Source organism: Mesorhizobium oxytropidicola (assembly GCF_056174625.1).
The window spans coordinates 4,801,151-4,814,411 of the sequence record NZ_CM149692.1 but is presented as its reverse complement, the minus strand read 5'-3'; the positions used below and the strand labels follow the sequence as shown (position 1 = coordinate 4,814,411).

Genomic DNA, 13,261 nt, shown 5'->3' with positions numbered 1-13,261 from the left:
CTGGCGCTCGGATAGGCTCACCTGGCTTTCCCAGCCAGGAGCGTTAGCGCCCCCAAGACTGCGCCGGCGACAAGCCCAACCACGGCATAAGTTGCAATGTGGCTCACTATGGCTGACTGATAGGTGGCGTCGGGGTCAGCTGTCGCCAGCATCGACAATGCAGGTTGTGGTTTCGTCAGAAACCCGACGCCGGCCCCGACCAGTGCGCCTACTATGCCAAGGCCTATGGCTTTGTTCATGAAATCTCTCCTCAGCAGATGTGGACTTATGGTTTGAAGACAATCTTGTGGCGAAGGGTATCGCTCGGCACGTACCAGGATGCCTGAATGTCGTAGCAGACTGCGGCGGCTCCCCTGTTGGCGACGTCGCCAGGGAGGTCGATATCCCTTACGTGCCGGTATTTCCCCTCTTTCTTAAGTTGATCGGCGGTGAAGCCGCCGGCGGCGAAATAGGCTGCGAGCTTGGCATGGTCCACGGCGAGGCCTGGGCAGTTAGCCTCGGCATATTCGGTGATAGCCAGGGTTGCGGCCGCTTCGCCCAACTTTGGAGGTTGGGCGTGAGCAGCGGTGACCCCGGTCGCCGCCACCAGGACGGCGAACGCAAGGACGGCCAGTCTAACATTGTGCTTGGTCATGGGGATTCTCCGATGGTGTTGGGTCAGCTCGACAAGGAGCTCGGAAATGCCTTCAGAGCCGGGTCAATTGCATCGCATACTCGCACCCGGTGACCCGCAAGCTGGAGCCGTTGAGCTGGTAGTCACACATCGCGGACGAAACGCCGATCATACCGGGGTCGGGCTCGAGTTTCAGGCGATTGCCCGCATAGGTGCTCCATTTCCAGATTGCTTGCTGGCCGTGAATAACGATGACAGCAGTGCCGTCGGCAAGAAACTCGACCGTGCTGCCGTTCGGATCTCTGTACTTGCCCTCGATGCTGGCGACAGAGGGCATGACAGAGTTGAAGTTTGGCGGTCGGATCAGGCCAAACCCGATACCGAGGATCACACTGACCACAGATAAGGCCACGGCTGCGAAGGCTTGGTGCCGGGCCAGGGCGCGTTCTTCGGGGCTGGCACCTGCCGCGAGCCCGTTCTTGTAAGTCCGATAGGCGAAATAGGCGAAGAGAGCGGCGGGGAGGAAGCGAATGCCGAACAGGCTGATATTGTAGGAGTTCGGAACAAAGAACGGAAAGAAGACCAGCGCGGCAATGCCCCACGCGATGGCCGGAATCTTGATTGTGTTTTGCATGGCGGTAACCTCGAGAGAAGGGCTGGACAGTCGTCTGTACGGTGGGGCGAAACGGGCGCAGTCAGGCGACAGCGCGTCATTGCTTGACGAGCGCGATACTCGGGCCGACTTCATCCCAGCCGTAAAGGCATGTTGGCGGCTCGATGGTCAGAGAGGTGCCGGCGATCGTCGCCTTGCACCGTCTCGAAAAGCCAGCCGGATAGGTGATTTGGAGCTCGCCGCTCTGGAGAAACGTCCAATCGGCCCTGGAGGTAGAGGCGTTGCTGTTGAGGAAGAACACGTTCCCGCCCATTTTGAATTCCGCGAAAAGCCGGCGCTGGCTTCGGGTCAAGGTGGGGCTCTCCCACCGTCCAACGATTCCGATTTTCGGGTCAGCTGCGAGTGGATTGCAAGCGGACATCCCGGCCGCCAAGAGTGGCAATGCTACGCTACGTCTCAAGAGAGCACCTATTTTTGGGGGATAAGCCGGGTAGGCCTGGGCGATGTCTATCGCTTCTCCAAATTGGAGTTGAAGAAATCGCCTTCGAAGCCTTTTGCCGTAGCTTGCTGGTGCACATAGTCGCACTCCAGGAACTGCCCGAAACAGAACACCGCACCGTAATTGGGCCAGTTGAAGGGTCGGGCTATGTCTTTCGGCCGATCGCCATCGTTGTATGTTTGAAAGTCGTATTTGAAGTGCTTGGCATCCAACCGGGCTCTGATCGTGTCGATGATGTTGGAGGTCCATCCCTGCTTGTTGTGGAGAATGAGCATATAACTTGGGTTGGCTTGCGACATCTCCTGATCAATAAATGCAATAATGTCCTTGGCCCTTGCAGGCAAAACAACGGCCAACAGACCGGCGGCGAGGGTTGCCATCCGAAGAGCCTGGACGCGCGAAATCATATTCACAATCTTCCTCCGTTTGTTGTGGGACAGATTTTAGAGCTTGGGCGCCGTGGAGTGTGTGTCGCGCACCTTTTTGGTGGCGCTCTCGACGGATTTCTCAAATTGGGCAACCTGATCCCGGTCAGCGGCCGCTGCGGCGTCATCGACCACCTCGTAGGAGACAGCCTTCACGTAATCGCTTTCGGTCTCCATACCGATCGCCATCTGCTTGTCACGGGCGCCGTTCTTGACCAACTGGCCCTTGCTCCAAAACCAGCGCATCGACGAGCTGCTATCGACGCTTGGCGGGCCAAACTTCTGGACGATCGCCGCACGAAGCGTCGCGACCAAAGGACCTTTGCCGCCGTTGTAGGTGACGAGGCGCCGGACGTCGGTAGAGCGCTGGCCGGTCAAGGGAGATGAGAACTCCACCCTTATGCGTTGGGTGGCTTCAGCGTCTTCTGGCCCGGTCCAGGTGATGTCAGGGAAGTACCTGTTGGGGCCGGTGGCGATGACCTCGACGTTGAAATATTCCTCCTCGAGCAGGAAGCGGTTCGATGGTTCCTCGTTGGAAAAGTTCTGGTCGGTCAATATTTTGCGAATGTCATCAACCGTCTGGCCGAGACCTATTCCAAGGAAGTCAACTGACCGGCCATTGGGCCTGAACAAATCCGACGGCAGGCTCGCCGCGGGCACCGCAACATCGAGAGAAAGTTTCTCTTGAGAAAAGGCGGGCGTGGCGGCGACTGCTAACGCAAACGCGAGCGACAAAACCCGGGATCGTTTCACGAATACCTTAGGGCCTTCAAACGGGTTACGCGGCGGAATCGACCCGGCCGCGACGAAGAACAAGGCTGCGCTACGTCTCAAAGGTGCACCTGTAAGGAGGAGGCTGGAGAGACGGCAGGTTTATGCAGAAATCACGACTTTTGCGCGCGCCTGCGCGCGGCGGTGGCGCTGTGCGCGCACCGACTTTCTGCACATACTTTGAGCAAAATACCTATCAGATAAGCTCAAAAAAAGGCAAATATTGCTCATGACGACTCTTGCAAAAGTCGTGATTTTTGGAGCAACGGAGGAGGCATGGGTGAATGAAATACGGCTATGCGCGGGTATCGACCGAAGCGCAGGACTTGGCCGCCCAGATTGAGCGCCTGCAGGCGGCAGGCTGCGAGAAGATTTTCTTTGAAAAGCGCAGCGGCAAGGATGCCGACCGTCCTCAATTGCAGCGGTTGTTAAGATCCCTGAAGTCAGGCGACGTGGTTTATGCCGTCGTCAGCGACCGTATGGCGCGGGACCCCTTTGATATGCTGAACATCCTCAGGACCGTGACGTCGGCCGGCGCCGGGCTGCGCCTGCTGGACGAGCCCTTTATCGACACCACGTCGGAGATGTCGGATCTGGTACTTTTCCTTGTCGGATGGGCCGCCAAATGGCAACGGCGCAGGATCCTCGAGAACACGTCGAATGGACGCGCTCGCGCCAAGGCCATGGGGGTTAAGTTCGGCCGCAAGCCCAAGCTCTCCCAAGAGCAGCGACGAGAGGCGTTGGCACGGCTTGCGGCCGGGGAGGCAAGGGGTGAGGTCGCCCACCGCTACAATGTCAGCAACAGCACGATCGCGCGGCTTCATCCGTAAAGGATATAGCAGGTTTCTTCAAACCTTAGCCTTTCGCCAACCCGCCCACCATGCTTCCCATTCGGAGCAAAACCATCGCTCGCCACGCGCAGGGTTGATCCGGGTAGCCAGGTAATATTCCTGGCCCGGCACGTGATAAATATGTTCACCACGCTGGTTGATGTTGCCCTTGATGTCACAACCTACCTTACGCCCTGTGTTCGAAGATGTGCCATAAGAGTGAACAGTTGGGAGCCGCGGCCGGTTGTCAGCCGCGACATAGGCTGCAGATGAGATCGCAAGCAGTGCAACAACGATTGCAAAGCGGGCTTTGAGAACCGCGCGCCACCATGGTGTGCGCCGTTTACGCCATGACTGAACCGCATTCCCCATCGCCATCTCTCCCGAGGGGAGGATGGGTCTCTCAAAGCCAAAAGTCCAGAAGCCGCGAGCGAGCGGAGACTTCACCCTGCCGTGTTGACGGCCGGCTTGCGTCCGAGACCAGCGGACTTCGCAAGGAGGGACCGCTGGGCAGCATAATTGGGCGCCACCATCGGGTAGTCAGAGGCAAGTCCCCATCTTGCTCTATATTCCTCGGGTGTCAGTCCGAAATGGGCTCTGAGATGTCGTTTGAGGGACTTGAGTTTTCTTCCGTCCTCTAAGCAGATAATATAGTCGGGAAACACGGACCGCTTGCGATTGACCGCCGGAACGAGCTCAGATTCTGCTGGGGCAGGTGGTTGTGCAATGCCCCTCAACGCGGAATTGACGCTAGAGATCAAGTCCGGAAGGTCGGCAACGGGGGTCGCATTCTTCTGGACGTAGGCTGCCACAATATCTGCCGTAAGGGCCAGCAAGTCCACGCCCGACTGTTCGGTATCCTGCTCATCCACGTTTATGAGCTCGGTATTCTCCTCATTCACGCCTGTCTGGTCAGTAGTGTTGTCATCTGCGCTTGTGCGTTCGGTATTGTCTTCGGTCATAAGCATGCTCCTTGCTTTCTGCAAGCCTTCATATTCGAGAAGTGTTGACGGTCCACTTGCGCGGCGCAAATTGAAGTCGTCATCTCTGAAGGCGTTAACTGCACTTTCCCACGGGGTCTCATTGTAGCCATCAAAAGGGATGGCATCTTGTATTCTTCGAGTACGGATGATTTAGTGTCGCGCCCAACCTCTCCATTGAAGATTACGTGCTTGTCCAAGTAAGAGCAGGGCCCTAGATCGGCGGGCCATCTTCTTCGCTCTGTGCGTCCCCGGGATCCGCCTGGGTTGCGTGCTTGGAAATCGCTCTGCCGCGGGCTTTGTTGCCATCCTAGTGTCAGGCTTGGCCTGGAATCCTGGCTTCCAAACGGTTTGCTCCTCAAACGACAGGTGAAACTCGCTCCAACCGGAATACCGATCCTCTAGAGAGCCCCTGGCTAAGCCCTTGCTCAGGTCGGATAGCTCGATCTGACGTACAGACACCGATGATGGCATTTTGTCGCATACCACCTCTTCATTTCTCCCAATCCAAGCGAATCCGGCGGCCTTGCCGGCCCTGGTTCGGAAGTCGGGAGCATCTCGGTTTCACGGACAATTTCATGATGAGAACCTCACGCTACTATTGCGTTTTGCTCGGCAAGGGCTTGCGGGCACATTCGCCGGATTGATCTTGCCATGGGGGAGCGGCTGCGGCGCCGAGCGATCCCGGTTTCGGCTTCCTGAAGGTCCTCGGCAAGCGTTCGAGCTGGCAACTAGTCCCCTTGAGCTTACTGACCACTCCCGGGGGCTGGGGGCTCGCCCTGAGACGCACGGTCGACACCATCGCGAATGCGAGCATGACCAGCGAGACGTGGCGGTGCCACCCGTGCCAGGAACGGGTTTCGTTATGGTCGAGGCCAAGTTCGTTCTTCGCCGCGCGAAGGCCTTCCTCGACAATCCTGCAACATTGCTCGACTGCAATCAGCGTTTCGATGTCGGTGCCCGCTGGGGACCATGTTGAAAAGTAGCAGAGAGGCTGGTTCGCATCGCGTCGGATCAAGAGCCCTGGGTCCAGAGCCCGGTGCGGGTTTTGTCGTATTGCGCGACGTCCGAGTCAGTGAACGGGCAGTAAGCCCATGATTCAGGGCCCTGGAGGGCCCCTCCTGGGGGCAAGCTCCGCCAAACGGAGGGATCGAGGTTCCGTGCGACATCTTCGGCCGTTCCTCCTTCGGGGAAAAAGCGATTTCGGAAAGCGAAATGATGGTTTGCGCTAACGGCGAGCACGTATCCCTTGCACCAGCGTCGCAGGGCCATCTCGATGTCGACGCCACTGTAGACCCGGACAACGGCTACCCAGCTGAAGGGTACGTCGGCTGCGACGATGCGCGCGATCATATCAAGAGCCAGGCGGGACTTTGTCGCGAAAGTCGTGCCCGCAGGCACGTGGGCCCGCGCCAGGCGGGCAGGGTCTTCCGTCCAGGCCCTCGGGAGATTCAGTACGCGATCAACGAAAGCATGCCCGTGCCTCGATGCATAGGCGGCGAACACGCCGATCTGGCAGTTGGCCATCTTGCCCGTCGAGGCATTGACCTGGCGCGCTACCCCACAGGACGTCTTGCCTTGCTTGACGAAACCCATCTCATCGATCACGAGGACCGCTTCGGCGTCGGCTAGCGTTTCGAGTGCATATTCGCGCACGATGTCGCGCAGGGCGTCTGCGTCCCACCTGCCCCTTCCGAGAATGGCCTGTTGGCGCCACGGCCCCGGGTCACCTGCAGCCTCGGCGCGCATCCACCCGGTTTTGCGATGCGCGTCCCGGAGCAGGCCTTCAAGGAACAGACCGGCCGAGATCGCCACGCGTTCCTGAGGGAAAAGCCCCTTGATCCGAGACTTCACCTCCCGTAGTGCCGAGGCCCATATCTCCAGTGTCATTTCAATCGATTCAACCATTATCAATAACCCCCCTTTGGCCGCCCGGCACGGAATCGAAAAAAATAACTAATTCATGTGTGAAACGCAATTGTAATACTAGGCTCTTTCTCCGTTGTTTTTTACCGATAAAAGTAATGCCGTCGCAACAACTTGGTCGGCACACAACTCTCACATTCTCTTGTTCAGGACAAGCTTGACTTAACAACCCGTGATTGCCATAACCCCGACGTAGTCGAAAATGCAAGCATCGCTGCGAAGGATAAACGATAGAATGGCTTCAAGGCTCGAGAATTAAGAGTCGATATGTTTAATAAGCGTTGGATCGCAGCGGATAAGTGACCGAACACGAAGAACCAGAGAGACGAAGCAAAAGGTGGCAACCTAATTTTGTAGTGCCGACATTCAATCATGGCGTCATTTATGATTTCATGACGTCGAGACTGTTCAGATTTTCCGGTCAGTTATTGGTGCGACGCAATGGAATCCATATTTCGTGGAAGTGATCACTTGGCGTTATCTTATCAGAATCTCGGTGCAGTTGATCTCTGATCGGATCCCACTAAGCGGTTGTAGAAGAGTACTTTCGCGATAAAGAGAAGACAGTTGGGATGACCGGGGGGGCGATGGTGCGCGGCTTGCGAAGATTTATAGTCCGCGCAAGGGAGACCTTTTCGAGAGGCTCACGCTTGCGACGGCGTATATTGATCAACGGGTGAGCCTGGCCCACCCGGATAAATGAGAACAGGAAATCGGGCTGCGACGATGGCATGTCCTGAGTGGCGTTGTCGATTGCAGTAGCTGGCGCCAAGATAGAGCGCTCTCGCACCTGGATTGACGATGCTTCGCCGTTGGGACCTCTGCGCCGGGTAATACGCCTTCCATAGAGAGAGTTATCTCTGTGGGGTGGCTTATGCCGTTCCCACGGCATTTCGCCTAGCCGACGGTCCAATCTTCGGCGTCGAACAGCTGCATCAGGTTGATGCAGGGTATTTTCATGGCATTACAGACGCCGGGGATCTTGCGTAAGCTGTCCACGCCGGTTTCCTCGGTGATGAGCGTGTGGCCCAACACCTCAGCCGTGGCAATGACAAAGCTATCGGCGGCAAACTTCTCTTTGCCGGCGGCGACCAAGCCTTTGTAGGTGTTCAGCACATGCTGGACGCGCTGCTGGATCGCCTGGTCGGGCGCGACAAACATGTCCGCGCGCTCTTTCAGCCAGTCATGCAACTCCGGGGAGCGTTTCTCGCATTCGGCCTGGACCAGAAGGGACGAAACCAGGCGGCCCTGACCGATCAGCTTGTCAAACTCGTCCCACAGTTTCGGGAAGCGCTTGGGCTTGTAACGTTCGTACCATGCGGCGATCAGAGCCGATGTGTCGATGCAATAAATCGTCGCCACGTAGCGGCTACCCTGCAAGGCCGAAGGCGGCGCGCTCGATGTTCGGAACGGCAGTCACCTGCATGTTGAGGTGGCTTGCAACATCGCGCAGCGTCAACTGGCGATCGTAGTAGCCCTGTAGCACCAGTCGAGTGAAGCCACGACCTAGCTGGCTGAGCACCACCAGATGACGCTCGGGACCTCCGCTACTCTTTTTCTCGGCCAAGGCGTCATACTCGGCCTGGAAGCTCGCACGGCGGCTTTCATAGAATGCCTGTGTCGTGCGGCCGAGGCTCAGCAAACGGCGCAAGACGACTTCGCGGCTGACGCCGAAGCGGCCGGCCAGCGCGGCCAGCTCGTCGTCGTCCCAGATCTTCACCTGGCCCTTGGCGCGTACCAAATGCTCGCTTAGCAACCAGTCGCTCGGAACCAGGGCGGCGCCGGCGACCGCATTGCAGAATTGCTCGACGACGGCGCTGGCGGGCTCGGGTGCGACGAAATCGAGACCGCTGATACCGCTGGCCCTGACGACCAGATGGCAGAATTCGTGCAACAGGGTGAAAGTGCGCCCGTTGGTGCGATCCTTGGAATTGATCAGGATGATCGGCAGTTTGGGTTCTGCGACCGCCACGCCGCGCATTTCGGTCAATGCCAAGCGCGGTACCATGAAGACCAGCACGTCCTTGGTTTCAATGGCGGTGCGCCAATTATCGAAAGCCTTGGCCCGCCAGGTCTGCTGGTCAGCCTGCTTGATGCCAAGATAGGTCCGGATCGCCGCCCCAACGGTCTCTACGTTGTCTTTGACGGAGGCCTGCAGTTTGAACGGCTGAACCGGCTCGCCCAAATCATTTCGGAGCTCGAGCGCCAATTCGCGTCTCTCCCTGGCCTGCCGGATCGCCCATTCCAGACCAGACTTAAAGGCGTCCTCCGGCGTCTCGCGAAGGCGCCGGAAATCCTGAATCGGTAGAAATCCGACCGGAGGCTCATTCAGATAGAAGATTGCGGGTGCGCGCTTGTAAAAATTCGCCGCGGCCAGAAACTGCGGGAAGGTCAGGTGCTTGTCGCCGGCCTCGCAGGCCTGCAGCTTATCGGCGGATATGCCAATGCCTTCGGCCGCCGCCTCGGGGCTGAGACGGGCCTGTTCCCGGACCCATCGCAGGATGGCCGGATTGATATAGGCGAGGGTGCTTTTGGTCATGGTCGCGTTTACTCTATCACAGCTGTCAATATGGCCGCCGCACCTCTTGTTCCAGTTAACGCCTTTGGATCGTGGTGGCGTTGCATCCCGGTCATACTCGAAAGGACGTCGCAAGGGCTAGGCGTGGCGGAAGGCCGCCGGACCGTTTTTGGCGTTCTCCCGGCTCACGCGATCTTCTCTCCAGTGATCCTTGGATCGGGTTCAGCTAACGCAAGCCGGTCGCGGTGCTTTCGCTCGGATGGTCGTCGCTTTCCAGTCGCATGGGCCAGCCGTGGCCCCGTACCTTAAAAAGGGCCGCGGTAAAGTTGGTCTCGCACGGCGACGTCCATTAGCGTCGATTCGCGTGCTGCGTGCCTTTGCAGGGGCGCTTCCTCTCGACTTTCGCCGATGCCGCGCGGTTCGGCGTCCCGGCGTACCGCCCATGCTCATTGCGGCGGGCTTTCCTCAATCTTTGCCGCGATCGTCCGGCCGCGCGCGCCGCCCGGTCAAACCCCGCCCGCACCACTCCCGCCAAGGCGGGACCGTGTTAGGGCCTGACCGGCCGGCTCAATCGCCCGGCCCAGCTTCTCCGCGTCTTGAGAAAAACCCGACGCAAAAGGAGCAAGGTCATGTCGGACACCAACGAAACCCCGCGGCAGGATGTCTACAGCCGCATCACCAACCAGATCATTGAGGCCCTTGAGCAGGGCGTCAAACCCTGGACGCAGCCCTGGAGTGCCGCCCATGCCGCTGGCCACGTCTCCCGGCCGCTTCGCCACAACGGCCAGCCCTACGCCGGCATCAACGTCCTGACGCTCTGGGCGTCCGCGATGACCGGGCACTACGCCGCGCCGATCTGGATGACCTTCAAGCAGGCCATCGAGCTGGGCGGCCGTGTCCGCAAGGGCGAGAAGGGCTCTCCCGTCGTCTATGCCGACACCCTGCGGCGCACCGAGACCGACGAGGCCACAGGCGATGAGGCCGAGCGCTTCATCCCGTTCCTGAAGGCCTACACGGTCTTCAATGTCGAGCAGGTCGACGGTCTGCCGGCTCACTTCTATGCCAGCGCCGAAACCGGCCGGAACCCGGATGAGCGCATCGCCCATGCCGAAACTTTCTTCGCCGCGACCCGCGCCGACATCCGTCATGGCGGTGACTGCGCCTACTACAGCCCGGCGCTTGATGTTATCCAGATGCCCGCCTTCGAGGCCTTCCGGGACGCACAGGCTTATTACGCCACGCTGGCCCACGAGGCCACACACTGGACCCGGCACGCTACGCGCCTTGATCGTGATTTCGGTCGCAAGCGGTTCGGAGATGACGGCTATGCCCGCGAGGAGCTTGTTGCCGAGCTCGGGGCCGCGTTCCTGTGCGCCGACCTGGGGCTGCGCCTCGAGGATCGCGACGACCATGCCGCCTATATCGGCCACTGGCTGTCCGTGCTGAAGGACGACAAGCGGGCTATCTTCGCCGCCGCCGCGCACGCGCAACGCGCCGCGGACTATCTGTCGCGCTTCAGCGCCTCCGAAGCCGCCGCCGCGTGAGCGGCGGCCTTCTGGACCGAAGCGATTAGCGACAGCTGGCCGTCGCTGCCACGCCGAGTGTCACGTTACGCCTCGGCGTGGGTATCGGCGCGCAAGAGAACATCGTCAAAAATAACGCCGGCCTCGTCGCTGATGGCTGACAGGGCGACTTGATAGCGGGCATACTCGCCGGGCGCGAATTCCACGCCGAACCGGTCGACGACATCCTTTTGGGAAAGCCTGAAGCCGTAGATGCGTAGTGACCGGCGCCCGTTGGTATCGCGCGTCGAGACCGCAACCACTTTCCAAAAGACAAGAGGATACTGCACGACGCCGGTCCCAAAATCCTCAGACGGATCGTTCGCGTCCAAGATCGGTCCCGCTATGATGCAGGCGCGCGTGTCACCGGATTGCAAGTCGCGTTGAATGTGATTTTCGAAGCCGCCCCACAAGCCTTGAACTCCTGGCCATTGCTTTCCCGGCTGGGAGCGGTTGAAGGCCGCGTGCTGCGGCGTGCAATTTGAGAAGTGAAACGTGTCGGAATTGGCAAACTCGATTTCCGTCGGCGTATCACCCAGGCATTGTCTTCCCTGCGCACGATATGGCCCCGGTCAATCTGTTTGGCGGGCGCGTAAATGTCGGGATCGCCCAATTGGTATTGCTGCGGAATTCGCGGGTCAAACACCCAACGATCCTGACCGAAGAAGGCGCGGCCGCTGGAGGTCCTTTTCGATGCATCGTAGTCGACATTGACCGCTGACCACATCTGCATGCGCCGGGAAGCGTTCATGGCCAGGCTGAAGTGATGGTACTTGAGCACGACGATCTGGCCATTTTCCTTATACATCTCCTGGTCCCGCTCCTGCGAAATGCGAGGCAGCGGCACGGTGATATCGTTTTCGAGGAAGTCAGGGTTGTAGCCTTCTCGATCGTCGTAATTGGGGTCGAAGCGCAGTGCTTTCTCGAGCGCCTCGTCCCCCGCGACCGCGGCCGTCGCCTGTGGAAGCTGTGATGCCGGCACGCCGCTACCAACGAAAATCGTCACTGGTCCGGAAAAATTCATGGTAACGCCGCCCATCACGTTTCCTTTCGTGTTTGCGAAAATTTTGGAGGGATCAGGTAGCAGAGGACTAATCGCTTCTGGCGCGCGAGGCGTCGCCAGCTTCGCGACCTCATCGGTAGGATCGGTCGTGTTGGCCAGCAATTCGTCCAAAAGATGCTTGGAGGCGGGCGTGGTCGGCACAAGGCCGCCGAAGGCCTTGACCAACGCACTTATCCGCACACCCTCATTCGCGATCCAGTCTATCCCGTCATCCGGCTGGCCAGGTGACCATGCCGAACCGTCCTTATTGAGAATTGCATTGCCACGCATTTTTGGAATGGAGGCGTGGTGCAGCCCAACGACCTCCCACATTTCCGAATAGCAAGCCGAGCCCGATGATCCTTCCTCGGTGTCGGTCTCGTACCGGAGGAAACCGTCGTCCCGCAGCTCAAGCAGCCGGCAATTCTGCATCGCATAGCGTTTTGGCCCGCCGTCAGGATATTCGATCATCCGGATCGGCATTCCGGGCAGGATCTTTGACCGCGATCCATTGATCGCCAGGAAGTTGACAGAGGCGAGAAGCTCGCCGGTGATCGACTTCGGCTTCACCGCGACGAGCGCGAAATCGAGATCCTCCGCCGAGAAGAAAAGGGCGTCCGGATCAAACTCGAAAATGATGCCGCGGGCGACACCTGATGCCGTCTCATCATGAAGAAAGTTGGCGCCAGTTCCTCGTACCGAGCCGGGATCCGGAAACACATGCCAGTTTGTCAGAAGAACGTTAGGTGAAACCATGAATCCGGTCGCAAACCCGACCGGGTCGACCTTCGGATCGACGTTGGCCACGATGCGCGCGACCGGCCGGCCAGCGGCTCGGGCAGCATCGTCTGGCGGCAAGGTGTACCAGTCAAGGGTAGGGCCCATCTTCCGCTCGACGAACACCGGAAGACGGCCTTGTGCCTTCAGTTCGCTCGCCTGATCAAAGCTCGAGCGGCGAGCGTCGTAGCGCGCCTGTTCCGATGGCGTCACTTGCGTCGTCGCAGGTGTTGGCGGCTGCGCTCTCCATCGTTTTGCAGCCGCAATCATTACCGCGCGGCGCCGTTCGTCGAACAAATTAGTCGCGGCCATGGTAGATTCCTCCCTCCAAGGAATAGGGACAATCTATGAGATTCTATTTGACGATAGCGATTGAGAGATTTGACGTTAAACGATTTAATCTTCAAACGAGTGAATAGTTGAAACGCGTCATATTTAAGCGGCTAACATATTTGAAAACGCAGGCCTTTCCAACCCGCTCTTCCTCTGTCCGGTTCTAAAAAATCCAAACCTCCTCTTACGCCACTATGCAACAAAGAGTAATGTGCGGTCAATGTGAAGAATAGAGTTCTCGACGAAGTTCCTAGGGCGGGATCGCTTGTTCGGTTGTCTTTGGCGGCAGGAGCTTCGGCGCCTGCCTGCGCATAGGGGGACCTGAAGGTCATTCGATCACGTAGAGATCACAAAGCGGTGACTTTCAGTGCC

The 13,261-nt window shown here is 58.7% G+C and carries 13 protein-coding genes and 2 pseudogenes; 2 read left to right on the top strand and 13 right to left on the bottom strand.

Annotated elements, in window-relative coordinates; all coding sequences use genetic code 11:
* Positions 1–17 precede the first annotated feature (17 nt).
* The 6 genes from AC0V8S_RS24085 to AC0V8S_RS24060 form a co-directional block, all read right to left on the bottom strand.
* Positions 18–239: a hypothetical protein gene (locus AC0V8S_RS24085; RefSeq protein WP_475433798.1), complete on the bottom strand. Its 222-nt coding sequence runs from the start codon at positions 237–239 to the stop codon at positions 18–20.
* Positions 240–265: 26 nt separating this feature from the next.
* Positions 266–634, bottom strand: coding sequence for a hypothetical protein (locus AC0V8S_RS24080; RefSeq protein ID WP_475433796.1), 369 nt, complete (start codon positions 632–634; stop codon positions 266–268).
* Between the two features lie 52 nt (positions 635–686).
* Positions 687–1,247, bottom strand: a complete 561-nt coding sequence (locus AC0V8S_RS24075) for a hypothetical protein (RefSeq protein WP_475433795.1) — start codon at positions 1,245–1,247, stop codon at positions 687–689.
* 76 nt (positions 1,248–1,323) lie between these two features.
* Positions 1,324–1,578: a hypothetical protein gene (locus tag AC0V8S_RS24070; RefSeq protein ID WP_475433793.1), complete on the bottom strand. Its 255-nt coding sequence runs from the start codon at positions 1,576–1,578 to the stop codon at positions 1,324–1,326.
* A 155-nt stretch (positions 1,579–1,733) separates the two neighbouring features.
* Entirely contained in the window at positions 1,734–2,105 is a 372-nt protein-coding gene (locus tag AC0V8S_RS24065; protein ID WP_475433791.1) for a hypothetical protein, read from the bottom strand.
* A gap of 63 nt (positions 2,106–2,168) precedes the next feature.
* Positions 2,169–2,966, bottom strand: a complete 798-nt coding sequence (locus AC0V8S_RS24060) for a hypothetical protein (protein WP_475433789.1) — start codon at positions 2,964–2,966, stop codon at positions 2,169–2,171.
* 239 nt (positions 2,967–3,205) lie between these two features.
* Between AC0V8S_RS24060 and AC0V8S_RS24055 the strand changes: the two genes are divergently transcribed.
* Positions 3,206–3,751: a recombinase family protein gene (locus AC0V8S_RS24055; protein ID WP_475433788.1), complete on the top strand. Its 546-nt coding sequence runs from the start codon at positions 3,206–3,208 to the stop codon at positions 3,749–3,751.
* 18 nt (positions 3,752–3,769) lie between these two features.
* Here AC0V8S_RS24055 and AC0V8S_RS24050 read toward each other — a convergent pair whose 3' ends face one another.
* The 5 genes and pseudogenes from AC0V8S_RS24050 to AC0V8S_RS24030 all read right to left on the bottom strand — a co-directional run bounded on the left by AC0V8S_RS24050 (position 3,770) and on the right by AC0V8S_RS24030 (position 9,196).
* Positions 3,770–4,123: a sunset domain-containing protein gene (locus AC0V8S_RS24050; RefSeq protein WP_475433786.1), complete on the bottom strand. Its 354-nt coding sequence runs from the start codon at positions 4,121–4,123 to the stop codon at positions 3,770–3,772.
* Between the two features lie 71 nt (positions 4,124–4,194).
* The gene (locus AC0V8S_RS24045; protein ID WP_475433784.1) at positions 4,195–4,713 is read right to left on the bottom strand and encodes a Ros/MucR family transcriptional regulator; all 519 of its coding nucleotides are present in this window, start codon (positions 4,711–4,713) and stop codon (positions 4,195–4,197) included.
* Positions 4,714–5,491: 778 nt separating this feature from the next.
* A pseudogene (locus tag AC0V8S_RS24040) lies at positions 5,492–6,639 on the bottom strand (IS701 family transposase); the annotation flags it as partial.
* 915 nt (positions 6,640–7,554) lie between these two features.
* The gene (locus AC0V8S_RS24035; RefSeq protein ID WP_475433783.1) at positions 7,555–8,019 is read right to left on the bottom strand and encodes a DUF4411 family protein; all 465 of its coding nucleotides are present in this window, start codon (positions 8,017–8,019) and stop codon (positions 7,555–7,557) included.
* 7 nt (positions 8,020–8,026) lie between these two features.
* The gene (locus AC0V8S_RS24030) at positions 8,027–9,196 is read right to left on the bottom strand and encodes an ImmA/IrrE family metallo-endopeptidase (RefSeq protein ID WP_475433781.1); all 1,170 of its coding nucleotides are present in this window, start codon (positions 9,194–9,196) and stop codon (positions 8,027–8,029) included.
* Between the two features lie 608 nt (positions 9,197–9,804).
* On the opposite strand from AC0V8S_RS24030, the gene AC0V8S_RS24025 reads away from it, so the two are divergent.
* On the top strand, positions 9,805–10,719 hold the full coding sequence (locus AC0V8S_RS24025; protein WP_475433779.1) for an ArdC family protein: 915 nt from the start codon (positions 9,805–9,807) through the stop codon (positions 10,717–10,719).
* Positions 10,720–10,784: 65 nt separating this feature from the next.
* On the opposite strand, the gene AC0V8S_RS24020 is transcribed toward AC0V8S_RS24025, so the two are convergent.
* Positions 10,785–11,255, bottom strand: a complete 471-nt coding sequence (locus tag AC0V8S_RS24020) for a DNA/RNA non-specific endonuclease (RefSeq protein ID WP_475438688.1) — start codon at positions 11,253–11,255, stop codon at positions 10,785–10,787.
* A 68-nt stretch (positions 11,256–11,323) separates the two neighbouring features.
* Positions 11,324–12,535 (bottom strand): annotated as a pseudogene (locus AC0V8S_RS24015) (trypsin-like serine peptidase); the annotation flags it as partial.
* Between the last annotated feature and the right edge of the window lie 726 nt (positions 12,536–13,261).